This window comes from Streptomyces hydrogenans (assembly GCF_014656075.1).
In the GTDB taxonomy this organism is placed as follows: Bacteria; Actinomycetota; Actinomycetes; order Streptomycetales; family Streptomycetaceae; genus Streptomyces; species Streptomyces hydrogenans.
Genome location: NZ_BNBS01000036.1, coordinates 20352 through 44299 on the forward strand (window position 1 = coordinate 20352; position 23948 = coordinate 44299).

Genomic DNA, 23948 nt, shown 5'->3' on the forward strand with positions numbered 1-23948 from the left:
GACGGTCCGTCCCAGTGGGGTGGTGCGGTGTAAGGGTTTGTAGAGATGGGGGGTTCGGGCCTGCCGTGGTCTGGTCGAGTGGAGTGCGCGGCGGATACGGTTGCGCATGCTGATCAGCTCCTATCGCTGATGGCCGGGTCCCCGGACGTCGCGTGTCGCGGGGACCGCTTGTACACGGCGGCCCAGAGGGTTCGGTCGCCCAGGCTGGTGGCGAGGAGACCGAAGCGGTCTGCCTGTGCCAGGACTTCCAGGACCTCCCGCCATGTCTCTGCGGGGAGGGTTTCCGGTACCTCCGCCTCGATCGACGTGTGTCTGGTGTGGGCCAGCACGCGTGTTGTGAGGCCAAGGGCGGACAACCGGGCGGCGAGGGCCTCCGCGCTTACTTCGGGAGCAGGCACAGGGCAGCCTCCGTTACCGGTGATCACTTTAAGTGAAGCTAGTTAACTAGATTAGAGCTAGTGGACTAGATTTTCCATATGTCTGAGCAGCCGCCATACCTCCGTATCGCCGACGAACTGCGGCGGCGGATCGCGGAGCACGAGTGGACTCCTGGAGACCGGCTGCCCTCGCGGGCCCAGATCGGCCAGGAGTGCGGGGTGGGCGAGAACGTCGTTCGCCGAGCCCAGGAGCTGTTGATCTCCCAGGGTGTGCTGGAGGGGCGGGCTGGGTCCGGGACCTATGTGGCCGAGCCTCGGCAGCGGGTGCGGATGGTGCGGTCCGCGGCGCGCGAGCAGCCCGACGGGTCTCCGTTCCGGGCGGACATGAAGGCTGTCGGGCGGAACGGTGGCTGGGAGAGCCGGACCGATGCCAAGGTGCCCGCGCCGGCGGAGATCGCTGCGCGGCTCGGGATTGGTGAGGGCGAGCTGTGCGTCCGGACCGTGTACGAGTTCCTTGCCGATGGGCGGCCCGTGCAGCTGTCTACGAGCTGGGAGCCGTACGACCTCACCGGCGGGACCCTCGTCGTCCTTCCCGAGGGTGGGCCGTATGCCGGGGCCGGCGTCGTGAACCGGATGGCCGAGATCGGCGTCACTGTCAGCCATGCCGTCGAGCAGCCCGAGCCGAGGCAGGCGACCGCCGAGGAAGCATCGCTTCTCGGGATCCAGAAGGCCGCGCTCGTCACGCACATCCGGCGGACGTACTACAGCGACCAGGGTCAGCCCGTGGAGACGGCTGACATCGTCGTCCCCGCCGCCCTGTGCGAGATCGTCTACGAGATTCCCATCAGTCGATAGCGGGGCTGCCCACCAGGGGGAAGGTCATGGAGACAGTCGGGTATCTCATAGCCGCCTTGGCCTGGGGCGGTGTGATTGGCGCAGTGCTGGTGACGGTGATCGGGTCGTTTGTGGTTGTTCGATGGCGACGCAGGACAATCGCTGCCTTGGAGCGTGCGGAGCTGGAGGCAGATTCGCAGCCCTCTGCGTGATTCTCCGTCAACCGGCAGCAGAGTTAGGTGTCAGGTCCATGGGTTCGGTCGTGATGGTTCCCGTCCACCAGCCTGGCTCGTCGCTTGACTCCCAGGAGATCGTCAGCGGTCGGCCGGCCAAGTCCTCGGCCTTGCCGTGTGCGGCTGACTGGGCTGCGCCGGGTTCGCTGTCGGCGCTGGGCTGGGCGAGGTAGCCGTCGACGATGGCGCCGGAGAAGTACATGGCAAAGCGCCACACGTCAGGCGTGCGGTACAGAACGAACATCTTCGGCGTCCCGAAGCCGTCTCGCCAGTGCTTTCGTCTGCGCTTCATGCCCGCACGGTAGCGGTGGCGTCCACGAGCCGCCCGTGTGTTTCGGCTCGGGTATCGTCCGACCCTGTTGATCGGTTGGTAGCGGGGGTGGCATGCACAACGAGCGGCTCGACGAGCGGCTGTCGGACGAGGAGCTGGAGCTGTTCGTCCAGTACCTGCACCGGTTCGCCAACCACGACGTGGACATCTCCGTGAGGATGGAAGCCGGGTACCCCGAGCACCCCGTCTACGTGCTGTTCGGCAGGGACTATCCCCCAGCCGGGGACGCCGCGGACTATCGGCGGCCGTTCGCGGATCGGCGACAGGTGACATCCAAATCTGACATCAACGACGTTGGATGACAGCAGCCCTGCACGGCCTTTCGCGGCGTCTGTGAGCTGGGGTGGGCCCTCGCCGACGGTGATCCGCACGAGCTTACAAAGCAGATGTCGGCGGTTCGAAACCGTCCGCGCCCACCAGTGACGAAGGCCCCCAGTCGATCATGACTGGGGGCCTTCGACGTCCGTATCTGACGCTAAAGGGGCGTGGCCAGCGGAAAAGGTGGTTCCGGTCAGGAGGTCCCGCCGTGGTTGGCATGGGCGGTCGTGTCCCTGCCGCAGAGCGCTCGGTGGTAGCGCAGGTGCGCTTCGTCGAGTGGGTGGGAAGGGTGCTTGCGGAGCGGGCCTATGGGGCTGTTGTTCGCGGTCGAGCGAACGGTTCCTTCGGTGTCGATGTAGATCGCCAGGGTGTCGAACTGAACGTGGTGATTCGGGCACAGGACGAGCAGGTTGGCCTGTTCGTCGGGGCCGTTGTGGGGGCGGCCGATGCCACGGATGTGGGCGGCCTCGCTGTAGGTGCCGAAGCGGGTCGACAGCTGGAGGGCGCATACCTGGCAGCGGTCGCCGTGCAGCTTCTTCACCTTGGCAGTCAGGGCGGTGTCGCGGATGACGCGGGAGGAGGTGACCGTGCGGCGTGCGGCAGGAACCGTTTCCCTCTCGTGATCCTCTGTGGAGTCCTCGATGCCGCCGGCGCTTTCGTAGCCGGCCAGGCCCAGCTGCTCCAGCAGGGCGTGCTGATCTATGTCTGTCAGGTAGGTCTCCCGCAGGACAGCCACCGCCTGAGACCGGACGAAGGGGTCTCCCAGCAGCCGCGCGACCTGCTCGGTCACTCCTCCTTCGGGGTTGAGCCTGTCGAACGCTGCGGCGTGTGCCACGGCGCCCAGATCGGGTGGGAGGCCATGGACATCCCACAGTCGGCTCGTCTGCAGGTGAACGAACGGGTACTCGGGGGTGACTGAGGATTCGGGAAGGCCGAACTCGGCCAACAAGCTGCCCACTTCCTCGCGGAACTCTCGCCAAGGTGCGAGGTGAGGCCTGCCCGTGGCCACTCGGGAGATGCCCCACAGCAGAGCCAACGGCTTGTGCCTGCTCTGCCGGCCGTTCCTGTTGTGGACCCGGAGGTTCCTCAATCTGTCCATGAGTACGCTCACCATGAGCTCGGCGGACGATTCGGTCGGTGTGCGGGAGGCCGAACCGGAGGCGCCCCGTTCGCGTGGCGCGGGAAGCTGCGGCGGGAGTTCCCGGCCACTCTCGGACGACTGCCGGACCGGTTCTCTGCCTCTGGGAGGGCGAACGGCCCGACGCCGAACCTCGGGCATCGCGGCATGCCCCTGCTCCACCCACTGGCGCCAGGAACGAGGAGCGAGCTTGAGCGCGTCCGCGGTCGAGAGCTCAGGGTTGCCCCGGGCCTCGATCCAAGCCCAGTCGACCCGATCGTCCTCTGCGCTCAGATCCAGGACGGACAGTTCGTATCGATAGTTCGGGAAAGAGATTCCCTCCGCCTGCTGCTCGATCTGCTCGGCGTGGTCGATCACCGCGACGCCGCAGAACTCGACGTATCCCTTGGGAGTCTTGTTGCGCGAGACCGCGGCGAACACCAGCAGTGGTACGGCCAGCGCGCGCTGCTCCGCAGTGAGCCCCTGGTGTTCCTCCAGTGCCTCCAGCAGTACCGCATTGCCCTGTGTGGTGCCCACCGGCACCGTGTGGTCGACCCGGTGGTCGCCGAAATAGAGGATTCGGCCGTTGTCCAGGTCGAACACATCGTGCCAGGGCGTTTCAGTCGTTCCGGCCTTCCACGGGCTGGAACGGATCAGGATGCACGGACGGCGCAGCCCGCCGGGCGCCTTGATCTTGGCAATCGGGTTGATGCCCTTGCTGAGCTGGATCTGAGCGAGCCTCTCCGAGGCTGTGACGTGGTGGATGTTTGGGTGACCGTCGATGAACGCCACCTCGGGATCTCTGTTTCGAGCAGACCGAAACACGTCCCCGACACGCAACAGGCTTCCCACCGGTCCTCCCCTCATGGCACTGCCCCGCCTCCTCGATCTTGCCAGTTCCGCGAGGCCACTGGCCCTGCAGGTCAAGTGGTGGCTCGCCTCAGTTTCGTAGGTGTGGCCAACCGTCTCTGTTGGAGTAGCTCTCGAAGCAGTGGCGGGTCGTGCGGTCCCACTCCTTGCCGGTGGCCAGCTCGTACGCCTCGTCCGGGACGTACAGGAGCCGTTCGCCGTCGCACTCGGTGGAGGTGTACGGAGCGAACTTGTCCGTGTCGGAGAAGACGCTTTCCCACACGGCCCGGCCGGCGGCGACGACCGCGCATCGGGCGTACAGGAACACGTCGGACGACTGTGGGAAGGGGCTGCCGTCCCGGAGCGTCATATCGATCACCGGCAGGGTGCCGAACTTCTCTTGGTCCAGACGGTAGAGCGCCTCGGCGTGCCGTTCCGCGAAGCCGACGATGTCGGAGACGGGGTGGCGGCTCAGCTCCTCAGCGAGGCGATGGCAGTTCTCTTCAGTGACTTCGCCGTTCAGGGTGGCTATCAGTGCCCAGAAGTCGGCCCATGTCATTCTCACGGGCGCAGGATGCCAGGGAGGTCTGACATGTCTGGCGGGCCGACTACTGCCAAGCGCCCGACCGAACTGGGCTGTCAGTGCCTCGGCGTACCTTCTCGCCATGGTGAGCAGACCTCCTGACAACTGGCGTGCCTGGATGGCGCAGGTGGCTCGAGACGTCGAGGCCGGGATCTTGGAGCCCGATTGTGCAGGCGCGGCAGAGATGTACCCAGAGTCCCTGCTGAGGGCGACGGACTCGGCGCTGGAGGCGTTCGAGGAGGAGATGCGGGGTCTCGTGAATCCTTCCGACGAGGAGGTCTTCCGGGCAGTCGAGAGGGTCGTTCTGGCACTCAACACTGTCGACAGGGATCCGGTCCACATGGGAGCAGGCTTCTGCACAGAGGAACGGGAGCAGCTGTGCAGTTACGTTGACCTCACCCTGGGCGAGTACGGCGTGGACGTGGCTGCTTTGCTGGCGAGGAAGGGCATCGTCCGAGCCGGGATCACCGACGTCTGGCGCGACTGGTGACCGCGTTGAGGTGGTGAATTCTGACATCCGGATCTGACATCAACGGGACCGGACGTGGGCGGCGCCAGGCGGCCGGCGACAGTGGAGCGGTGCCAAGTCGGGGCCGGGGCTCCGTAGAGGGGGAGCGGTGCAGGATGTCTTCGACGTGACCGGGAGACCGCCGGAGGGCTGGATGCACGCTGTCTTCCACCGAGGCCCGTACGTGGAGGACGCGGGGCGCTGTGTTCCCGGGCCTCTCGCGCCGGCCACGCTGTCGGTCCCGTTGGCAGAGAGCGGTGTCCACGTGTACCGCCTGTGGACGGTGGGCTAATGGTCCGCCCCGGACGACCCGATAGCTGTCTATAACCCCGACGGGCCCCCGGTCCCGCCGCTTCTCCCTGACCGCCCAGGAGAGGCAGTGGACCCGGGAGGGGCGACGGAGGCGGGGCCTCGGGCCCGTCAGGCTCATCGCGCTGGCCGACGACGGACGGATGGACGTACGACCCTGATGCCGCTGCCGTCGAGGCGATGCTCGCAGGGCTGGGGGAGCGGCAGTACGTGGTTCTCCCAGTCGAGCCGGTGAATTGAAGTCGTCGGTCTTACGGTCGGGGATGGGGCGTGTGCTGTCGGCGTGCTGCCGTCCGCCGCGGTTGCGCCTTCCCGCTCTGCGTCGCGCGCTGGAAGCATTTCAGTGTCCGACGACGAAGGGGACAGGATGGTTCAGCCGACGTGCAGTGCTCCTACCCAGAGCGGAGGCCGCTGCCGGAACAAGGCCATGACGGGTACCTCTCGGTGCTCCAAGCATCAGGGAGCGTGGTCCCCGTACGGGGTCGAGCAGCGGAAGAAGAAGGAAGCCGAAGCCAAGATGAAGAAGCTTCGGAAGAAGCGGTAGCGGGGCGTCGAGTGAGGGCGGTTGACATTCCGGACTGAGGTCAACGGCCGTGGATGACTGCGGTCACCCGCGTGGTGTCGTGGCCGTGGTGAGCAGCGATCCGCGCCAGCTTGCGCGGAAGGTGTCTGCGGTGCGAACCGTCCGCGCCCACCAGTGTCGAAGGCTCTTCGCCGATCACGGCGAGGAGCCTTCGACATGAGAACGTCGCCCGAGGCGTCGTAGCGTGGATTTCCAGCGTGAGTCCGCGGGCTGCGGCCATTGGGGAGGGTGGGAATGACGGGGGATCTCCAGTTTCGCTGGGAGTTGGGCGGTGCGGGGTGGGCGTCGTGCCGGATCGCCGATGGGGCGGGGGAGTACCGGGCCAATGTCGGCTACTGCACGGACGCCCTTGCCGACTTGCTGTACGCGGTGGTGGGGCTGTACGGAGACGCAACCGTTCAGCGCGTCTCGTTCGACCTCGAACCCGTAGAGCTGAGGTGGCTGTTCCAGCGTCGGGAACTGGACGTGGCCCTGGCCATGTACGAATTCCCCGACGGGGCGACGAGCTGGGGATCGCCCGACGAGACGGGTGGCACTCTCGCCTGGAGCTCGTCCTCACCCCGTGGAGTGCTGGGTCACGTGGTGATGGAAGCGGCCGAGAGCGTACTGCGGGAACACGGCGAGGACGGGTACCGGGAGAAGTGGATGCTGCATCCCTTTCCTGTCGCAGCTCTGCAGGACCTGCGACGACTGCACCAGCGGGACGACGGTTGCCGGCACGAGCGGTGCCGCGGTGGTTTCGAGGGCTGAGGCCAGGTGGTGACGGCGACGAGCGCAGAAGGGGACGTGGGCGGGATGTGTGACGAGCGGCTGTCGGATGAGGAGTTGGAAGTCTTCATCCAGTACCTGCACCGGTTCGCGGCCCATGACGTGGACATCTTTCTGAACCTGGAGGTAGGGGACCCCGAGAATCCGGTCTATGTGATGTTCGGCAGGGACTATCCCCCGGTCGGAGATGCCTCGCTCTATCGGCGGCTGTGATCCGCGCGACTTCGTGGAGTGGATGAGGGCTCGGGGCGGCCAGGGTCGGTGCGGTGACCGAGGGCTGGTCACTCTTGCCGGCACTGTCCGCCCGTGAGAGGTGACAAGAACGCCCTCGCGTGTCAGCCGGGTGGGGTAGTGGCGGGGTGTGATGCGCCACAGTGGGCCGGGGGTGGGGGTGGGGTGCCGGGGGTGGGTGGGGGTTGTTGTTCGGGGGTGGTGGTGGTTGGTGGGGTTGGGGGCCGGGATGGGTGGGCGGCTGAGCTTCGGGTGGGCGTTTTGGCCGGTCGGGGGTGGTTCCGGGGGGTCGGTGGGGGTGTTCGGGTGGCGGGGTGGGAGGCGTGCGGGTGGGTGGGATGTGTCGGGGGAGTGGGGAGTGTGTGGGGGCGGGTTTCGCGGGTTCGGGAGGGTGCGGTGGGGTGGTAAGTCGGTCGTGGGTGTCGGTGGGGACGTTTAGGGTTGGGGTATGTCCGAGTCGTTTTACGTTGCTACCTCTCCCGTCGATCCCGCCGTCATCAACTGCCGTATCCGTGCCCTGTGGGCCTCGGGTGAGCTGACGGTCGAGGGGCGGAAGGAGTACGGGCGGCTGCTCGTCGCCTGGGAAGAGGCCGTGCGGGGCGAGCAGGAGCTTGCCGCGTAGGAGCTGCCTGTGGGAGTCGGTCGAGCTGCGGTCTATTGATTTGTTGGCCTGTTGATCGGCTGTTCGGTCGCTTGGTTGGTTGTTCGGTCGGTTGGTGGTGAGGTGGCCCGCCCCCTTATGGGGGCGGGCTTTTTGGTGTGCGCTGCTACTTGATGACGTCGACCTTCTTGTCGCCGGCGGACTTCGCCTCCGTCACCCACTTGACCGTGCCGGTCTCGCGGTCGCTGGCGTCGGTGGTCGTGGTCGTGGGGGACGTGAGGAGGGTGGCCAGGGCCGCGGCCGTGGTGGCGAGGAGGGCGAGGGCGAGGCGGGTGCGGGGGTGGGTGGTGGCCGGCACGGGGGCTCCCTTGTGTGGTGGGGTGGTGGTGGCGGGGTGAACGTATCGTGCGCCGGCGGGCGGGGGAACGGGGGTGGCGAGTTGACGTGAGCACTGCGGGGTCGGTGTACTCCGGGGATGGTTGATGTGGGGGACGCGCCTGAAGTCGGGGCTTCCGGTGGGGACATGACGGCGCAGAAGTACCTCGAGACGCGGCTGGCGCAGTATCAGGAGTGGTACGACGTCAAGGCCGCGCGCATGAAGGCGATGCACCTGCGGATGCGGACGGTGTCCGTGGTCGGCGGGGCGCTGGTGCCGGTGTTCGTGAACCTGGACGCGGGGTTCGCCCGGGTGACCGCGACCGTGCTGAGCGTGGTGGTCGTCGCCGCCGTGTCGCTGGAGAGCGTCTACCGGTACCGGGAGCAGTGGAAGAACTACCGGTCCACCGAGCAGCTGCTCGGGCACGAGCGGGTCTACTTCGAGGCCCGGGTGGGGCCCTATCGGGAGCTGTCCAGGCGGGAGGCGTTCTCGTTGCTGGTCGCCCGGGTGGAGAAGGCCATCGCCAACGAGAACGCCGCCACCTTGAACGTGATGACGCTGGGCGGGCAGGTGTCCGCCGATGTCCAGGGGACGACGAAGGGGGCCGAGGTGCCCACGGCCCGCGACGGGGCGGCTTAGGCGTCGAAGTCGTATTCCAGGATGTACGAAGAGGCGTCCAGGGTCATCTCGTTGAGCTCGATCGGGCGGCCCGGTTCCGTGAAGGCCGTGCGGCCGATCAGGACCACCGGGGTGCCCGGGGGCAGCGCGAGGCGGGTCGTCTCCTCGGCCGTCGGCATGCGGCAGCGGATCTCCTCGCGGAAGCGGGCCGGGCGGTGGCCCAGCTCGGTGAGGCGGGCGTACGTGCCTCCCGGGCCCGTGTCCGGGCGGGCGATGGGGGTGTCGCGGACCAGGTCGGCGGAGAGGTACGAGACCGAGAGGAGGACCGGCTTGTCGTCCAGGACGAAGCGGCGGCTGCGGACGCAGACCGGGGCGTCCGGCGCCAGGTCCAGCGCCCCCGCCACGCGGTCTCCCGCCTCCGTCTCCGACACCACGATCTGGTCCACCACCAGGGCCCGGTCCTCCACCTCCGCCGCCCACACCGAGCGGCCGCCCGACCAGCCCTCGCCCGCGAGGCGCGGGATGCCCCGGCGGCGCAGCGGGCGGAAGGAGCGGACGAAGACGCCGGCGCCCTTGCGGGCCTCGGTGAGGCCCTCGCCGCGCAGGACCGCGAGGGCCTGGCGGGCGGTCATCCGGGCCACCTCGTAGGTGGACATGAGGTCGTTCTCGCCGGGGAGCCGGGCGCCCGGCGCGATGGCGCCGGACTGGATCGCTGTCCTCAACTCATCTGCGATGCGCTGGTACTTGGGCCGACGAGTGCCGTCCTGGTCAGTCACGGGTGGACCACTCCCTTCGTCTGCGGGACACCCTAAGGGGCTCCCCGCGGCCAGGGTGCACACGTGTGCGCCGTCCTGCCCTCGTGATCCATCCATCGGGGGACATCTCTAGAGATACGTTGACAGGGCGGGGTCTCCGCGTTTCCCTGGGTGTCCCCACGCAGCAATCGGGACCGGGACGGAGGGGTGGCGTGCAACCTGTGCCCGAGGTCGGCGACCTCGTCCGCGACACCGCCACGGGGCGGGTCGGTTTTTTCGTGCGGAGCGTTTCCGGGCGTTTCCTGATCCGCGCCGTCCACGGCGGGGTCGAGTGGGAGGCCGAACCCGGCGAGGTCCAGCTCGCCACGCCCCTGCGCGAGCTCCGCGCCCGCGCCGCCGAGATCAACGCGCGCAGCCGACGCGGCCTCAATTGATCCTGGCCGGTTCTCGACGTCCGAGGCAGGGCGGGGGATGCGGGGAGGCGCGGGGTGGGGTGAGGCGGAGGGAATGCGGGCGGTGGTCGCCTTCCCGCGTGCGTCTCGGCCGTTGTCAGTGGGGCGCGTCACACTGGAGGCATGTGCCGCAGCATCAAGACGCTTCGCCCGCCCGTCCTGTCCCATGAGGCGACGCAGGAGGACATCCGCGCCGCCGCGCTCCAGTACGTCCGCAAGGTCTCCGGCTTCCGCGCCCCCGCCGCGCACAACCAGGAGGTCTTCGACCGGGCCGTCGACGAGATCGCCGACGCCACCGCCAGGCTCCTCGCCACCCTGGAGGTGAGAGGAGCGCACCACCACGCGGTCAGGACGCCGGAGCCGGAGCCGCGCCCGGGCGTCGTATGAGATAGCCGGCCAGGCCGCCGGCGAGCAGCAGGGCCAGGGTCGACACCCCCGCGCTGAACCAGGTCGCGCCCAGCCACTGGCCGCCCAGCCAGCCGAGCCCCACGCTGTACGAGGCCCAGATCACCGCGGCCAGCGCGGACCAGGGCAGGAACTCCTCGGGGCGCCGCCCCGCCGCGCCCGCGCCCAGGGAGACCACCGACCGGCCCGCGGGGGCGAAGCGGGCCAGGACCACGATCAGGCCGCCGCCCCGGGCGAGGGCGGTGCCGAGACGTTCCCGCGCCACCGTCAGGCGGCGCGAGCGGCCTATCGCCCGGTCCAGGCGCCGTCCGCCGCGCAGCGCGAGCCGGTACGCGAGGAAGTCGCCGAGCATCGAGGCCGCCGCCGCGGTGAGCAGCAGCGGCAGCAGGGACGGGACGTCCGCCGACGCGGTGGCCGTGCCGAGTGCGGCGGAGGCGGCCGTGGCGGCGGAGATCACCAGGAAGCCGCTCGGCAGCACGGGAAGGAAGACGTCGAGCAGGATCGACGTCGCCACCACCGGATAGATCCACGGGCCCGCGGTCAGCGACCTCAGCGAGCCCATGCTGTCGAGCAGATTCACAGGGCCAGAGCCTACGCGCCGCCGCCCGGGCCCCCGTCGGGTGGGTGCCGACGGGGGCCCGGGCGGCCGACGCGCGTGGAGGCGGGGGCGAGAGGGGGAGGTGGGAAGGGGGTGGGAGGAAGGGGGAAGGGAGGGGAGAGGGGGAGGGGGCGGGGAGGGGTGGGGGGTCAGGCGGCTACCGGGGTGCCCTGCTTCTCGGTGCCGTGCTCGTGCTCGTCGCCGGGGGTGGCCCGCGTGCCCTTCCGGCCGAAGAGGGCGTCGAGCGCCAGGCCGCCCGGGCCGGTGAAGATCAGCAGGGCGAAGGACCAGCAGAAGAGGGCGGCCGCCTCGCCGCCGTTCTGGAGCGGGAAGAGGGCCTCCGGCTGGTGGGCGGAGAAGTACGCGTACGCCATCGAGCCCGAGGCTATGAAGGCCGCCCCGCGCGTGCCGAGGCCGACGAGGACGAGGCCGCCGCAGACGAGCTGGATGAGCGCCGCGTACCAGCCGGGCCAGGTGCCGGCGGGCACGCCGTCGGCCGGGCCGCCGAGGACGCCGAAGAGCGAGGCGGCGCCGTGGCAGGCGAAGAACAGGCCGATGACGGCCCGGAAGAGGCCGAGGACGTAGGGCTGCGCCTGATCGAGGCGGGTGGTCAGGGTGTTCATGGTGGGGGGAACTCCTTCGGCGCCGGCCCGTCCGGGGAGGGACGGGTGTGGGGGCTGGTACCGGACGGCCTTCAGGTTAGGCATCCCTCAGTAGTACTTGCAAGTTCAACATTCATGCCGACGAAGGCGCGCCTGCGGTCAGAGTGGCGTAGGTCTGGACCACAGGCGCGCCGATTTCACGCCGTTTTCACGGCGCGTCAGGAGGTGTTCGTTCAGCAGCCGTTGAGGACGGACTGGAGGGCGCTCTTCTCCGCCGAGTCGACGCTGAGGCCGTAGTGGTACTTCACGTGCACCCACGCGCGGGCGTAGGTGCAGCGGTACGCGGTGCGCGGCGGCATCCACTTCGCCGGGTCGAGGTCGCCCTTGGACTGGTTGACGTTGTCGGTGACGGCTATGAGCTGCGGTCGGGTCAGGTCGTTGGCGAAGCCCTGGCGCTGTGCGGTGGTCCAGGAGTTGGCGCCCGAGCGCCACGCCTCGGCCAGCGCGACGACGTGGTCGATGTCGAGGTCGGAGGCGGCGGTCCAGGTCGCGCCGTCGTACTGCGAGTACCAGCTGCCGCTGACGGAGGCGCAGGCGGAGTCGGTGACGACGTTCGAGCCGTCGCGCTTGAGGACGGTCTCGCGGGTGTTGCAGGCGCCGGACTGGGTGATCCAGTGCGGGAAGAGGTCGCGGCTGTAGCCGGTGAGGGAACCTTCCGCCTTGACCGTGAGGGCGGCGAGGTACGTGCGGGCGGTGGCGGCGCTGACCGGCGTCGGCATCGCGGCCTGCGCGGAGGGCGCGGTGGTCACGAGGCCGGTGAGGGCGAGGGCGGCGGTGGAGGCGAGCACGGCTGCTCGACGCGCGTAGACCTTGCCGACGGGCATGGGGGACTCCCTTGATTCGGTGGGACCTTGGCGGTTCTGCCGGTCCCGTGCGGTACCGGGCGCGGCGCCCGGTCATCGTGGCGGCGCGAGGTTTCGTCGGGGGGTGCGCCAGGTAACAGAGTGGCGACATGGACACGTCACATCAAGGGGTGTGACGTGTCCTGACGGAGTGCCAGATTCCGCCCGCGCGAGAGGGATGCCCCCGGGGGCGGTGTGGGTGCGAACGGGGTGGGTGGACGGGGGGATGGGTGGGTGGGTGGGTGGGTGGGGTGCTGTGTGAGGTCGCCCTGCTGAACAGGCCGTCGTGGGGCGTGTGGGGCGTCGTGGTGTGGCTGCCGTCAAGGGCGCGGGCCGGTGTCGGGTGTGCCCGTCGTCAAGGGCGCGGGCCGTCGCCGGGCGTGCGGGCCGTCGCGGCGTGGCCGCCGCCAAGAGCGCGGACCAGGTGTCGGGCGTGTGCGGTCGGTGCCGTAGGGCCGTCGTGCGGCGTCCGGGTCATTGCCGTGTCGGCGTCGCCGTCGCCGTCACCAAGCCTGCGGGCCGGGTGGCCGTCGCAGGGGCGTGGGGCGTCGTCGGTCGTGGGGGTCGGTGCCGTGCGGCCGCCGTCGGGCGCGCGGGCCGTCGCCGCGACGCCGTCGTCCGGTGTGCCCGCCGTCGCACACGACCGCGCGCGGCCGGATGATCCGGCCGCGCGCGGTGGGGTCGCCAGGGGGGAGCGGCGGCTGGGGCGGGCGGGAGGCCCCGGGGAGGCGGGCGTGCCCCGGTGGGGGAGGGGTGGCGCCGGTGGGCGGGTGCCGTCTCCGTGGGGCCGGGGATTACTCCGGTACGACTCCGAGGGTCATCGTCCCGTCCTCGTGGACCTCCAGCCGCAGGCGGGTCAGGTCCGGGACGTACACGTCCGGGGCGAAGGCCGCCGCCCGGGGGCCGATGCCCACGACGCGCATCCCGGCCGCCTTCGCCGCCTGGATGCCGGCCTCGGAGTCCTCGAAGGCCACGCAGTCCGACGGGGCCGTGCCGAGTTCGGCGGCGCCCTTGAGGAAGCCCTCCGGGTCCGGCTTGCTCGCGCCGACCAGTTCGGCGGTCACCCGGGTCGCGGGCATCCGCAGGCCCGCCGCGCCCATCCGGGCCTGGGCGAGGGCCTCGTCCGCCGAGGTCACCAGGGCGTGCGGGAAGCCGGTGATCGCGTCCATGAAGGCGGGGGCGCCGGCCACCGGCACCACGCCGTCGACGTCGGCGGTCTCCTCGGCGAGCATCACGGCGTTGTCCGCGTGGTTCTCGGCCATCGGGCGGTCGGGGAGGAGGACCGCCATCGTGGCGTAGCCCTGGCGGCCGTGCACGACCTTGAGCACCTCCCCGGCGTCCAGGCCCTGCCGGTCCGCCCAGCGGCGCCAGCAGCGCTCCACGACGGCGTCCGAGTTGACCAGGGTGCCGTCCATGTCGAGCAGGAGGGCGCGGGCGGTGAGCGTTGCCGGGGTGGCGGCCATGGGGGTCTCCAGGGGGGTGGTGCGGAGAACGAAGCGGTCCCGCCCGCCGGTCAGGGAGTACGGGCGGGGCCACTTTGTTTCTTCACGATACAAAAACCGGGGCGGTCTGCGCCACTCGCCCCCGTCGCCCCGTCCCTGGCCGTACCTCGCGCGCACCTCTCGCCGTGTCCCTTGTCGCGCCCGCCCCGGCGGCCGCCGGTCAGTCGTTCATGCCGCGGGTCTCCCGCTCCAGCTTGCGCCGCGTGTCCGCGTCGTACACGCCCGGTTCCTCGACCGGGGGCCACAGACGGCCCTGGAAGGAGGCCACGGCCGCCCTGACCTCGTCGCCGTACACCCCGTCGATCTCCCCGAGGTAGACCCACAGGTAGCGGAGGCGCCGCTGGAGGTCCTGGACCTCGGGGCCGGTGTCTCCCACGCTCAGGACGGCGCCGGCCGGCGCGCCCGTCCGGGGCGGGGACGTCGGGGCGGTCGGCGGCGCCGGGGAGGTGGCCGGGGCCGTGGTCCCGCCCGCCGAGGGGGCCGCGCCGCCGGTCGCGGACGGTGAGCCGGTGGCCGTCGGGCCCTGCGTCGGGCCGGTGGTCGCGGTCGTCGCGGACGGTGACGCCGTCGAGGGCGTGGCGGTCGGGGACGAGGTGGTCGGGGAGGGGGTCCGCGAGGGGGTGCGGCTGGCCTTCGGGCTGGAGGAGGACGGCGAGGGCTCCTCCGACACCGTGAGGTTCAGGGAGGCGCTGGTGGTGACCTCGGGCGCCAGCGCGCGGTCGTCGGGGTCCTCGCCGCGGAGCCCCGCCGCGCCCAGCGCCGCCGTGCCGACCACGGCCGCCGCCGCGACGACCGCGACCAGCGCACCCCGCCGCCTGCCCGGCCGCTCCCGCCCGCCGCCGCCCGGCCCGGAGCCGTCGGCCCCGCCGAGCAGCAGCGGCATGGTCTCGTGGGCCCCGCCCTCGGGGCCGTACGCGTCGGAGCCGTACGCGTCGGGGCCGTACGCCTCGGAGCCGTAGCCGGCGGGCTCGGTGCCGTACGCCGGTATCACCTGCGTCCGCGCCTCGTACGCCCCCGCCTTCCCCGCGCCGACGGGCTCGTACGGACCGGCGGCGCCCCCGTGCGTACCGGCACCCCCGTACGGACCGGCGTCCGCCCCCGCGGTCGCCTGGACGGCCCTCAGCTGCGTCGTCGGGGGGTCGCCCGCCTCGTCGGGGGCGTCCAGCGTCACGTACGGCCTGATCCGGAGCGGGTCGAAGTCCTCGGCCGCCGCCAGTTCGGCCGAACGGTCCGCCGCCCGGGCGCAGGCGCAGCCCGGTCTCCGACCACCGCAATCAGGACATGCGTGTCCGGTCATGATCTGTCCCCTCCCCAACGCAACTGGCAGTGATTATGCAGCCGCCCCCCTGCTCCCGGGTGAACACACGTGCCCCTCCACAGGCCATATCAGGACATTCGACTCAGGATGGAGATCACGCACAGGCAGACGTAGAGACAGCCGCAACAGACAGCCACACAGGCAGACGCACAGACAGACGCCCGGACGGACGTCGGGACGGACGTCCGGACGGACGGCCCGGGCCGACGCACCCGCAGACGCGCAGGGAGGCGCCCGATGGCCCAGGAGACGAGTCCGCCGCAGCTCGGCGGGGAGCCCGCGCCCGTACCCGGCGAGGGGCAGAGCCACCGCACCGTCCTCGTCGCGATCGGGGCGCTGCTGCTCGGCATGCTGCTCGCCGCCCTCGACCAGACGATCGTCTCCACGGCGCTGCCCACGATCGTCAGCGAGCTCGGCGGCATGGAGCACCTCTCCTGGGTGGTCACGGCCTACATGCTGGCCTCCACGGCCGCGACCCCGCTGTGGGGCAAGCTGGGCGACCAGTACGGGCGCAAGAAGCTCTTCCAGGCCGCGATCGTCATCTTCCTCATCGGCTCCGCCCTCTGCGGCATCGCGCAGAACATGCCGCAGCTCATCGGCTTCCGCGCGCTCCAGGGCCTCGGCGGCGGCGGGCTGATGGTGCTGTCGATGGCGATCGTGGGGGACCTCGTCTCGCCCCGGGAGCGCGGCAAGTACCAGGGGCTGTTCGGCGCCGTCTTCGGCGCCACCAGCGTCCTCGGGCCGCTGCTCGGCGGGTTCTTCACCGAACAACTCACCTGGCGCTGGGTCTTCTACATCAACCTCCCCATCGGCGTCGTCGCCCTCTTCGTCATCGCCGCCGTGCTGCACATCCCGGTCCGCTCCACCCGTCACACCATCGACTACCTCGGCACCTTCCTCATCGCCTCGGTCGCCACCTGCCTGGTCCTGGTCGCCTCCCTCGGCGGCACCACCTGGGCCTGGGACTCGCCGCAGATCATCGGGACCGCGCTGCTCGGGGCGGTGCTCCTCGTCTGGTTCGTGCGCGTCGAGCGGCGGGCCGCCGAACCCGTCCTGCCCCTCAAGCTGTTCCGGATCCGGACCTTCACCCTGGTCTCGGTCATCAGCTTCGTCGTCGGCTTCGCGATGTTCGGCGCGATGACCTACCTGCCGACCTTCCTCCAGATCGTCCAGGGCGTCAGCCCCACCATGTCCGGCGTCCACATGCTGCCGATGGTCGTCGGCATGCTGCTCACCTCCACCGCCTCCGGCCAGATCGTGTCCAGGACCGGCCGCTGGAAGGTCTTCCCCGTCACCGGCACCGCCGTCACGGCCCTCGGCCTGCTCCTCCTCCACCGGCTGACCGAGACCAGCTCGACCTGGGAGATGAGCGCGTACTTCTTCGTCTTCGGCGCCGGGCTCGGCCTCGTCATGCAGGTCCTCGTCCTCGTCGTGCAGAACGCCGTCGGCTACGAGGACCTGGGCGTCGCCACCTCCGGGGCGACCTTCTTCCGCTCCATCGGCGCGTCCTTCGGCGTCGCCGTCTTCGGCACCGTCTTCACCAGCCGGCTCACCCACAAGCTGGAGGACGTCTTCGCCCAGGCCGCCCGGGCCGGTACGGAGCTGCCGCCCGGCACCGGCCCCGCGCAGGTCGCCGCCGACCCGCGCGCCATCGGCCGGCTCCCGGCCGAGCTGCGGCCGGAGGTCCTCCACGCGTACGCCACCTCCATCACGGACGTCTTCCTGTACGCGGCGCCGGTCGTGCTCGTCGCCTTCGTCGTCGCCTGGTTCCTCAAGGAGGACCCGCTGCGCGCCTCCGTGACCGCGCCCGACACCAGCCAGACCCTCGCCTCGAACCCGGTCGAGCGCTCCTCGTACGAGGAGGCCGCCCGCGCCCTGTCGGTGCTCGGCTCCCGCGAGGGACGCAAGGAGATCTACGAGACGATCACCGCCCGCGCCGGGCTCGACCTGCGGCCCGCCTCCAGCTGGCTGCTGCTGCGCATCCGCCGCCACGGCGTCGTCGAACCCGCCCGGCTCGCCGAGACCGCCCCCGTGCCGCTGCGCGTGATCACCGACGCGGCCCGCGAGATCGAGGAGCGGCGGCTCGCCCGGCGCGAAGGGATCGAACTGGTCCTCACCGAGGACGGCGCCGCCGCCGCCGGACTCCTCGCCCGGGCCCGCGAGGAGTCCCTCGCCGCGCTCCTCGGCGACTGGTGGGGACCCGACCGCCCCACCGACCTCGTGCAACTGGTCGAGGAGCTCAACGCCGAGCTGTGCGGCTCCGACGCGGAACGCCCCCGCGCCCCCGAGCCGCCCGGTGACCACCACGCCTGACGGAGCGGAACCCGGGGCCGGGGAAACCGGGATGACGGCCGGTCAGGGGCGGTCGGTACGCTGTCCCGTCGAAGATCGACTCCAGTCACAGGGGGATGGACAGGATGAGCAGCCACGAGCCGGGCCAGGGCTGGCAGACGCCACCGGGACACGCCCCGGGACCGCCGCCGGGACACGCCCCCGGGTACCCGCCGGGCGGGCCGGCCTACGGCGCGTACCCGGCGCCGCCGAGCCGCCCGCCGTCGCACCGGGGCGCCTGGATCGGCGCGGGCGCGACCCTGGTGGCGGCGGTGATCGGCGTCGTCGGCACGTACCTGGTGAACACGGACGACGACGGCCCGGAGGCCGGACCGGCCCCCGCTTCCGCCTCGGGCACGCCGACGGCCACGTCGGATCCGGCGACGGACGGCAAGGCCACGCCGGACACCGCGCCGACCACGGACACGGCCGCCACGCCCGCGCACGAGACGACGACCTCCGCCACCCCGTCCGGGCCGGCGCCCGGCACGGTCCACTGGCAGGGCACCCTCGTCATCACGTACGTGGAGGACAAGGACCTCGACGCGGCGCCGCCCGTCATGTCCGAGATCAACAGCGACAACGACTTCGCCGTCTACCCCTTCGGCGGCCACATGCTGCGGCCCGACAACGGCGCCAAGGCGTTCGTGTGGAAGGGCACGCCGAAGACGCCGTCGTACGAGGACTGCGCGGGCGTCGTCGACACCCAGGGCACCTCGAACGACTTCGAGATCAAGACCGGCCTGACCCTCTGCGGCCGCACCGGCGAGGGCAAGCTCCTCCGGATGACCGTCAAGGCGATGGCCGGCCAGGCGAGCGACACGAACGCCACGTTCGACGTCGTCGTCTGGGCGGGCTGAGCGGGGCCGGGTCGAACGGTCGTGGTCCGGGTCGGACGGCCGCGAGTCGGCCCGGACGGCCGCGAGCGGGATCGGATGACCGCGAGCGGGATCGGACGCCGCGAGCGGATCGGATCGGATGACCGCGCGCCGGGCCGGACGGCCCCGTCGCGGAGGCGGTCCGGCTCAGAGCTCCCTGCCGTACCAGATCTCCATGTACGGCCCCGAGCAGTACGCCGGGATCTCGCCGTAGCCGTGCCGCACGTACAGCGCCCGGGCCTCGACCAGGTCGAGTCGGGTGTTGAGCACCATGCGGCGGGCGCCGAGCGCGCGGGCGGCGTCCTCCAGGCCGGTCATGAGGAGGTCGGCGCCCCCGAGGCCGCGGAACGCCGGGCGGAGGAACACCCGGGTGAGTTCGGCCCGGTCGCCGTCGAGCAGGACGATCCCGCCGCAGGCGGCCGCCTTCCCCTCGTACCGCCCGACGAGGAAGGCCCCGGTGGGCGGCGCGAGGAGGCCGAGCCCGTCGTCGATCATGTCCTCGTCGTACTCGTCCTCGGCGAGCACTCGCCCGAAGTACCGTCCGGCGACGTCGCCGAAGTAGTCGCGGCGCAGGGCGGTGGCGTCCGGGGTGTCGACGCGCTCGGCGGAGAAGTTCCAGGTCATGCGGGCCATTCTGCGACCCGCACGCCCCTTCGCGCCGCCGCTTTTTACTTGGGCGACGCCTGCTGCACGACCTCGAAGGACCAGAGCGTGGACCCGCTGGCGGCCGGCTTCGGCCGCTCGCCGCCCTCGCCGCCCGCGGTGCCCTGGTGGGCGGCCTTCATGGAACCGTTCATCCAGTTCTGGAAGTCCTCCTCGCTCCGCCAGCGGGTGTAGACGAGGTACTGGTCGGTACCCTCCAGCGGACGCAGCAGCTCGAACCACTCGAACCCGTCGGAGCCCTCCACGGCCCCGGCCCGCGAGGCGAACCGCTGCTCCAGCACCTCCCGCTGCTCGGCGGGGACGGTCAGGACGTTGATCTTCACGATGCTCATGAGGGGCAGGATATGACCGACACTCCCACCGTTCCGCGCGCGGGCGACCTGCGGGCGTTCGCGGCGCGCTGTCTGCCCGGGAGCGGGGACGTGGACTTCGTGTGCTCGCCCGCCGGGGCGTGGCTGGCGCTGGGGGCGGTGGCCTCGGGGGCGCGGGGGCGGACCGCGGAGGAGCTGCGCGGGATGCTCGGGGTGGCGGGCGCCGGGGCCGGGGCGGCGGTGACCGGCGTGGGGCGGACGGTCGCGGGGACCGGCGGGGTGAGCGGGGCCGTGGGCGTGTGGAGCCGGGTGCCGGTGGACGAGGGGTTCCGGGCGGGGCTGCCGGGCGTCGGGTTCGGCGGGCTGGGCGCGGGCGCGCAGGCGGAGCTCGACGCGTGGGTGCGGGAGGGGAGCGGGGGACGGGTGCCGGGGCTGCCGCTCGCGCTCGACGGGTCCGAGGACCTGGTGCTGCTCGGGGTGCTGGCGCTGAAGGCGGCCTGGCGGTCGGCGTTCCCGGTGGGGGCGACGCGGCCCGAGCCGTTCAGGGACGCGTCCGGTGCCGTCCGTCCGGTGCCGACCATGCGGCAGCGGATCCCGGGCGCCTGGGTCTGGCGGGTGCGGCAGGGGCTGCTGAAGCGGCGGGCGGTCGTGGTGGAGCTGCCGGGGGCCGGGGCGCGGGCGGTGCGGGTGCGGTTCGTGCTCGGGACGCCGGGGAGCGGTCCCGCCGACGTGCTGCCGCTCGCCTGGGACGCGCGGCGGGAGCCGGTGAAGGACGAGGCCGTGGAGCTGGCGCTGCCGCGCTTCTCGCTGCGGTCCCGCCTCGACCTGCGGCCGTGGCTGGAGCGGTGCGGGGCGGGCGGGGCGCTGCGGCCCGGCGCCGACTTCTCCGGGCTCTCGCCGGAGCCGCTGTTCGTCTCGCGGGTGGTGCAGGAGGCGGTGGTCGAGGTCGCCGAGGAGGGCGTGAAGGCGGCGGCCGTCACGCAGGTGACGATGACGCGGAGCGCCGCCGCGCCGCGCCCCCTCGAACGGATCGCCTTCGACCGGCCCTTCGGCGTCGTCGTCCTCGACGCCGAAGGGGAGGTACCGCTCTTCGCCGGCTGGCACGCGGGGGTGCCGGGGCCGGAGGCCGTGGGCTAGGGCCTGTCTGACCATTCCCGTCGGGTCCGGCCCGCCCGGCACGCACGCTCGCCGCACGGCCGAAACGCCCGAGTGGCGCTGCTACGAGGCCGCCCCGGCCGCACGCCGATCGCACGCACCGGACGACCCGGCCTGATCCGACGCCCATGGTCGGACGAGCCCCAGGAGGCGCCTGCCGGTTCGGCGTCCGGATTCTGAGGTCGCGGACCGGTCGGGGGTGCCCGGGCTAGTCGGTCACGCGGGCGATGAGGAGGCCGTCGTGGCCCTTGGTGCCGACGGTCTGGAGGGCGGTGGCGTCCAGGCGGGGTTCGTTCGCGACGAGTTCGAACATCGCGCGGGTGCCGGTGATCGCCGGGTCCGAGGGGTCCGGGGTGGCGACCCGGCCGCCGCGGACGACGTTGTCGACGACGACGAGGGTGCCGGGGCGGGAGAGCTTCAGGGCCCAGCTCACGTAGTGCGGGTTGTTGGCCTTGTCGGCGTCGACGAAGACCAGGTCGAAGGGGCCGGCGCCTTCCTTCTCCAGGAGCGGGAGGGTGTCCAGGGCCGGGCCGGTGCGGACCTCGACGCGGTCGGCCAGACCGGCCCGGGCGAGGTTGCCGCGGGCCACCTCGGCGTGCCGGGGGTCGTACTCCAGGGTGATCAGGCGGCCGTCGGCGGGCAGGGCGCGGGCCAGCCAGATGGTGCTGTAGCCGCCGAGGGTGCCGATCTCCAGGATGCGGCGGGCGCCCTGCACCCGGGCCAGCAGGTGGAGGAACTTGCCCTGGTTGGGGGCTACGGCGATCTCGGGGAGCCCGGCCGCCGCGCTGTCGGCCAGCGCGGCGGTCAGGGCCTCGTCGGCGGGGACCAGCAGGTCGGTGACGTACGCGTCGACGTCGTTCCACTGGGGGTTCGTCATACGGGTGACGGTACCCGGCGGCGCCTCGCCCGTACGGTCAGCAGCGCGGCCGTCACGGCGAGCGCCGCGCCGGCCGCGACCGCCAGCAGCCAGGCGGGGACGCCGCCGAGGGTCAGCAGGCGGTCCCGGTAGACCACCTGGCGGTAGGGGGTGTCGGCGACGGTGCGCAGGACGTGGTCGTCGGAGATCCGGGACGGCGTCGGGAAGCGCTGTTCGAGGACGGTGAGGTGGGCCGGCGCGCCGCCGGTGAGGGCGGCCACCGGGCCCTCGGGATGGTCGAGGCGTCCGGAGAAGGTGACCTCGGGGCGGTCGCCGCCGATCGCGGAGCGGGGCTCCATGCGGTGGGCGGCGAGGATCGACAGGCCGAGGGTCTGCGGGGTGGCGGCGAGCCGGGAGAGCCGCATGGGGTAGACGAGTTCGGGTGAGGCGAAGGTGACGCGGAGCGGGGTCAGCTCGCCGTGGAGGCGTTCGTCCCGCTTCTCCGGGGCGAGGCGGATGGCGACGTACTCCCACTTCCGCTCGACGTACGGCCGGAGTTCGGGGGTGAGCCGGTCGGGGAGTTCGAAGCCGTTGGTCCGCAGCCAGGTGCCGAGGGCCTCGGGGTCGGTGGCGGTGAGGCGGGCCACGTCGAAGGGGCCGAGCCGCTCGCGGCCGACGACGCCGACGGCGCCGCCGGGGGCCGCGCCGGCCGCGGCCCCGTCGCCGTAGCCGGTGTCGAAGGGCCAGTCGTCCTCGCGGGGCCAGAAGTAGGAGCGGTCGCGCCGTTCGGGTGCGGCGAGTTCCTCGATCGCGTCGAAGAGTTCCGGGTCGCCGAGGGTGACGTCGGCGCGGTGCGGCACGGGCATGACCCAGGCGGCCTGCCGGGCGTCGCCGTGGACGCGGAAGCGCATGACGACGGTCTCGTTCCGGCCGTCCCAGTGGACGGCGGACTCCTCCCGGTCGACGCCGATCCGCTCCGACGGGCGCGTGATCATGGCGCCGCAGCCGCAGGCCCAGGCGGGCGCGACGAGCGAGCCGAGCTGGAGCGCGAGCAGCGCGACGAGTGTGGTCAGGATTCTGTGTGTGGTCCCCCGCATGCCCGCTCGGACGTGCGGGGGAGCGTTCCGGTTCCGGCGGTCAGGATCCGGTGGCCGTGCGGACGCGCAGTTCCTTGACGCCGTTCAGCCAGGCGGCCCGCAGGCGGCGGGGTTCGGCCGCGAGGGTGAGGTCGGGCAGGACGTCGGCGATGGCGTCGAAGATCAGCTCGATCTCCTTCACCGCCAGGGACTTGCCGAGGCAGAAGTGGGGCCCGCCGCCGCCGAAGCCCAGGTGGGGGTTGGGGTCGCGGGTGATGTCGAAGGTCTCCGGGTTCTCGAAGACCTCGGGGTCGTGGTTGGCGGAGGAGTAGAAGAGGCCGACCCGGTCGCCCTTCTTGATCTCCTGGCCGCCGATCTCGGTGTCCTGGGTGGCGGTGCGCTGGAAGGAGACGACGGGGGTGGCCCAGCGCACGATCTCCTCGGCGGTGGTCGCGGGGCGCTCGCGGCGGTACAGCTCCCACTGGTCGGGGTGGGTGAGGAAGGCGTGCATGCCGTGGCTGATCGCGTTGCGGGTGGTTTCGTTGCCGGCGACGGCGAGCAGCAGTACGAAGAACCCGAACTCGTCGGAGGAGAGGTTCCCTTGGCCCTCGGCGGCGACCAGCTGGGACACGATGTCCGCGGCCGGGCACTCCTTGCGCTCGACGGCCATGTTCATCGCGTAGCCGATGAGTTCCATGGCCGCCTCGACGCCGACCTCCTCGGTGATGGCGTACTCGGGGTCGTCGTACGCCACCATCTTGTTGGACCAGTCGAAGATCCGGGAGCGGTCGGCCTGGGGGACGCCGATGAGTTCGGCGATGGCCTGGAGGGGCAGTTCGACGGCGACCTTGGTGACGAAGTCGAAGGTTCCGTCGGGGTCTTCGGCCGCGGCGGCGCGGGCTTCCTCGGCGATCGCGCGGGCGCGGTCGCGCAGGGCGGTCTCCAGGCCGCGGATGGCGCGGGGGGTGAAGCCGCGCTGGACGATCTGGCGGACCCGGGTGTGCTCGGGCGGGTCCATGTTGAGCATGATCAGCTTCTGGACGTCGATCTGCTCGCGTCCGATGTGCTCGTTGAAGCGGATCACGGCGGTGTTCTCGTGGGAGGAGAACAACTCGGGGTGGGTGGAGACGTACTTGACGTCCGCGTGGCGGGTGACGGCCCAGTACCCCTCGTCGTCGAAGCCGGTGACGCCGCGCGGCTGGGGGCACCACCAGACCGGGGCGGTCCGCCGCAGCTCCGCGAACTCGGGGAGCGGGACGCGGCTGCGCAGCAGGTCGGGGTCGGTGGCGTCGAATCCTTCGGGGAGGTGGGGGCAGGTCATCGGCAACACGCTCCAATATCTGATGGGCCATCAGAAGTTGCCGGGAAAGTTAGTAACGAGTTCTACAAGTAGCAAGAGGTGCGGCCCGAATCCGCCCCCCGCGCACCCCCGGAACCCCGGCCCGGCCCAGGCGCCGCGCCCCGGAAGCCCGCACCCGTCGGCGAACTGCTGCCGCACGGACCCTTGC

The 23948-nt window shown here is 71.5% G+C and carries 27 protein-coding genes and 1 pseudogene; 12 read left to right on the top strand and 16 right to left on the bottom strand.

The genetic code is table 11. The features are described 5' to 3' along the window. Window positions 1-120: 120 nt before the first annotated feature. Window positions 121-398 (bottom strand): annotated as a pseudogene (locus IE321_RS41995) (hypothetical protein). 78 nt (window positions 399-476) lie between these two features. Here IE321_RS41995 and IE321_RS17205 point away from each other — a divergent pair. Next, window positions 477-1232, top strand: coding sequence for a GntR family transcriptional regulator (locus tag IE321_RS17205; RefSeq protein ID WP_190223548.1), 756 nt, complete (start codon window positions 477-479; stop codon window positions 1230-1232). Between the two features lie 198 nt (window positions 1233-1430). Here the strand turns inward: IE321_RS17205 and IE321_RS17210 are convergent, their stop codons facing one another. Then, window positions 1431-1736, bottom strand: a complete 306-nt coding sequence (locus tag IE321_RS17210) for a hypothetical protein (protein WP_190223549.1) — start codon at window positions 1734-1736, stop codon at window positions 1431-1433. A 92-nt stretch (window positions 1737-1828) separates the two neighbouring features. Here IE321_RS17210 and IE321_RS17215 point away from each other — a divergent pair, with 92 nt between their 5' ends. Then, window positions 1829-2077: a hypothetical protein gene (locus tag IE321_RS17215; RefSeq protein ID WP_190223550.1), complete on the top strand. Its 249-nt coding sequence runs from the start codon at window positions 1829-1831 to the stop codon at window positions 2075-2077. Between the two features lie 209 nt (window positions 2078-2286). On the opposite strand, the gene IE321_RS17220 is transcribed toward IE321_RS17215, so the two are convergent. Both IE321_RS17220 and IE321_RS17225 read right to left on the bottom strand, forming a co-directional pair. Continuing rightward, on the bottom strand, window positions 2287-4002 hold the full coding sequence (locus tag IE321_RS17220) for a phosphorothioated DNA-binding restriction endonuclease family protein (protein ID WP_190223551.1): 1716 nt from the start codon (window positions 4000-4002) through the stop codon (window positions 2287-2289). A gap of 148 nt (window positions 4003-4150) precedes the next feature. Beyond that, the gene (locus IE321_RS17225) at window positions 4151-4618 is read right to left on the bottom strand and encodes a DUF4240 domain-containing protein (RefSeq protein ID WP_190223581.1); all 468 of its coding nucleotides are present in this window, start codon (window positions 4616-4618) and stop codon (window positions 4151-4153) included. A gap of 106 nt (window positions 4619-4724) precedes the next feature. Here IE321_RS17225 and IE321_RS17230 point away from each other — a divergent pair, with 106 nt between their 5' ends. The 4 genes from IE321_RS17230 to IE321_RS17245 all read left to right on the top strand — a co-directional run bounded on the left by IE321_RS17230 (window position 4725) and on the right by IE321_RS17245 (window position 7663). Then, window positions 4725-5132 carry a hypothetical protein gene (locus tag IE321_RS17230; protein ID WP_226651651.1) on the top strand — a complete coding sequence of 136 codons (408 nt, stop codon included), beginning with the start codon at window positions 4725-4727 and terminating at the stop codon, window positions 5130-5132. A gap of 1144 nt (window positions 5133-6276) precedes the next feature. After that, on the top strand, window positions 6277-6792 hold the full coding sequence (locus tag IE321_RS17235) for a hypothetical protein (protein WP_190223552.1): 516 nt from the start codon (window positions 6277-6279) through the stop codon (window positions 6790-6792). A 6-nt stretch (window positions 6793-6798) separates the two neighbouring features. After that, on the top strand, window positions 6799-7023 hold the full coding sequence (locus tag IE321_RS17240) for a hypothetical protein (protein ID WP_229916429.1): 225 nt from the start codon (window positions 6799-6801) through the stop codon (window positions 7021-7023). Window positions 7024-7489: 466 nt separating this feature from the next. Then, window positions 7490-7663: a hypothetical protein gene (locus IE321_RS17245; protein WP_190223553.1), complete on the top strand. Its 174-nt coding sequence runs from the start codon at window positions 7490-7492 to the stop codon at window positions 7661-7663. A 145-nt stretch (window positions 7664-7808) separates the two neighbouring features. Here IE321_RS17245 and IE321_RS17250 read toward each other — a convergent pair whose 3' ends face one another. Further along, complete coding sequence (locus IE321_RS17250; RefSeq protein WP_190223554.1) at window positions 7809-8000, bottom strand: hypothetical protein; 192 nt, start codon at window positions 7998-8000, stop codon at window positions 7809-7811. A 165-nt stretch (window positions 8001-8165) separates the two neighbouring features. On the opposite strand from IE321_RS17250, the gene IE321_RS17255 reads away from it, so the two are divergent. After that, window positions 8166-8657 carry a DUF4231 domain-containing protein gene (locus IE321_RS17255; RefSeq protein ID WP_051843011.1) on the top strand — a complete coding sequence of 164 codons (492 nt, stop codon included), beginning with the start codon at window positions 8166-8168 and terminating at the stop codon, window positions 8655-8657. Here IE321_RS17255 and IE321_RS17260 read toward each other — a convergent pair. Beyond that, window positions 8654-9412: a GntR family transcriptional regulator gene (locus IE321_RS17260; RefSeq protein ID WP_226651653.1), complete on the bottom strand. Its 759-nt coding sequence runs from the start codon at window positions 9410-9412 to the stop codon at window positions 8654-8656. The two genes, IE321_RS17255 and IE321_RS17260, sit on opposite strands and share 4 nt — an antisense overlap. A 191-nt stretch (window positions 9413-9603) precedes the next feature. On the opposite strand from IE321_RS17260, the gene IE321_RS17265 reads away from it, so the two are divergent. Next, window positions 9604-9825, top strand: coding sequence for a hypothetical protein (locus tag IE321_RS17265; protein WP_043232656.1), 222 nt, complete (start codon window positions 9604-9606; stop codon window positions 9823-9825). A gap of 141 nt (window positions 9826-9966) precedes the next feature. Then, window positions 9967-10230 (top strand): DUF2277 domain-containing protein, encoded by a 264-nt coding sequence (locus IE321_RS17270; protein ID WP_043232658.1) that lies wholly within the window; start codon window positions 9967-9969, stop codon window positions 10228-10230. Here IE321_RS17270 and IE321_RS17275 read toward each other — a convergent pair. From IE321_RS17275 to IE321_RS17295, 5 genes are all read right to left on the bottom strand, one after another. Further along, the gene (locus IE321_RS17275) at window positions 10190-10822 is read right to left on the bottom strand and encodes a DedA family protein (RefSeq protein ID WP_190223584.1); all 633 of its coding nucleotides are present in this window, start codon (window positions 10820-10822) and stop codon (window positions 10190-10192) included. The genes IE321_RS17270 and IE321_RS17275 overlap by 41 nt on opposite strands. A gap of 173 nt (window positions 10823-10995) precedes the next feature. After that, entirely contained in the window at window positions 10996-11460 is a 465-nt protein-coding gene (locus tag IE321_RS17280) for a DoxX family protein (protein WP_190223585.1), read from the bottom strand. Window positions 11461-11681: 221 nt separating this feature from the next. After that, window positions 11682-12332 (bottom strand): HNH endonuclease family protein, encoded by a 651-nt coding sequence (locus IE321_RS17285; protein WP_190223556.1) that lies wholly within the window; start codon window positions 12330-12332, stop codon window positions 11682-11684. A gap of 812 nt (window positions 12333-13144) precedes the next feature. Beyond that, a complete protein-coding gene (locus IE321_RS17290; RefSeq protein WP_043232273.1) occupies window positions 13145-13813 on the bottom strand; it encodes an HAD-IA family hydrolase in 669 nt (222 codons plus the stop codon). A 199-nt stretch (window positions 13814-14012) separates the two neighbouring features. Continuing rightward, complete coding sequence (locus tag IE321_RS17295) at window positions 14013-15149, bottom strand: peptidoglycan-binding domain-containing protein (protein WP_190223557.1); 1137 nt, start codon at window positions 15147-15149, stop codon at window positions 14013-14015. A gap of 258 nt (window positions 15150-15407) precedes the next feature. Between IE321_RS17295 and IE321_RS17300 the strand changes: the two genes are divergently transcribed. Together IE321_RS17300 and IE321_RS17305 are read left to right on the top strand one after the other, a co-directional pair. Continuing rightward, window positions 15408-17483 (top strand): MDR family MFS transporter, encoded by a 2076-nt coding sequence (locus tag IE321_RS17300; protein ID WP_190223558.1) that lies wholly within the window; start codon window positions 15408-15410, stop codon window positions 17481-17483. Window positions 17484-17587: 104 nt separating this feature from the next. Further along, window positions 17588-18361, top strand: coding sequence for a hypothetical protein (locus tag IE321_RS17305; RefSeq protein ID WP_190223559.1), 774 nt, complete (start codon window positions 17588-17590; stop codon window positions 18359-18361). 165 nt (window positions 18362-18526) lie between these two features. Here the strand turns inward: IE321_RS17305 and IE321_RS17310 are convergent, their stop codons facing one another. Together IE321_RS17310 and IE321_RS17315 are read right to left on the bottom strand one after the other, a co-directional pair. After that, the gene (locus tag IE321_RS17310) at window positions 18527-19012 is read right to left on the bottom strand and encodes a GNAT family N-acetyltransferase (protein ID WP_190223560.1); all 486 of its coding nucleotides are present in this window, start codon (window positions 19010-19012) and stop codon (window positions 18527-18529) included. 35 nt (window positions 19013-19047) lie between these two features. Continuing rightward, a complete protein-coding gene (locus tag IE321_RS17315) occupies window positions 19048-19374 on the bottom strand; it encodes an antibiotic biosynthesis monooxygenase family protein (RefSeq protein WP_190223561.1) in 327 nt (108 codons plus the stop codon). A gap of 12 nt (window positions 19375-19386) precedes the next feature. Between IE321_RS17315 and IE321_RS17320 the strand changes: the two genes are divergently transcribed. Then, on the top strand, window positions 19387-20490 hold the full coding sequence (locus IE321_RS17320) for a serpin family protein (protein WP_190223562.1): 1104 nt from the start codon (window positions 19387-19389) through the stop codon (window positions 20488-20490). A gap of 226 nt (window positions 20491-20716) precedes the next feature. Here IE321_RS17320 and IE321_RS17325 read toward each other — a convergent pair whose 3' ends face one another. The 3 genes from IE321_RS17325 to IE321_RS17335 are packed head-to-tail and all read right to left on the bottom strand — an operon-like array spanning window position 20717 to window position 23761. After that, window positions 20717-21385, bottom strand: coding sequence for an O-methyltransferase (locus tag IE321_RS17325; protein ID WP_043229503.1), 669 nt, complete (start codon window positions 21383-21385; stop codon window positions 20717-20719). Beyond that, on the bottom strand, window positions 21382-22461 hold the full coding sequence (locus tag IE321_RS17330) for a DUF2330 domain-containing protein (RefSeq protein WP_190223563.1): 1080 nt from the start codon (window positions 22459-22461) through the stop codon (window positions 21382-21384). Before IE321_RS17330 ends, IE321_RS17325 begins: the two co-directional genes overlap by 4 nt. 40 nt (window positions 22462-22501) lie before the next feature. Beyond that, window positions 22502-23761, bottom strand: coding sequence for a cytochrome P450 (locus IE321_RS17335; RefSeq protein WP_043229507.1), 1260 nt, complete (start codon window positions 23759-23761; stop codon window positions 22502-22504). Window positions 23762-23948: the final 187 nt, after the last annotated feature.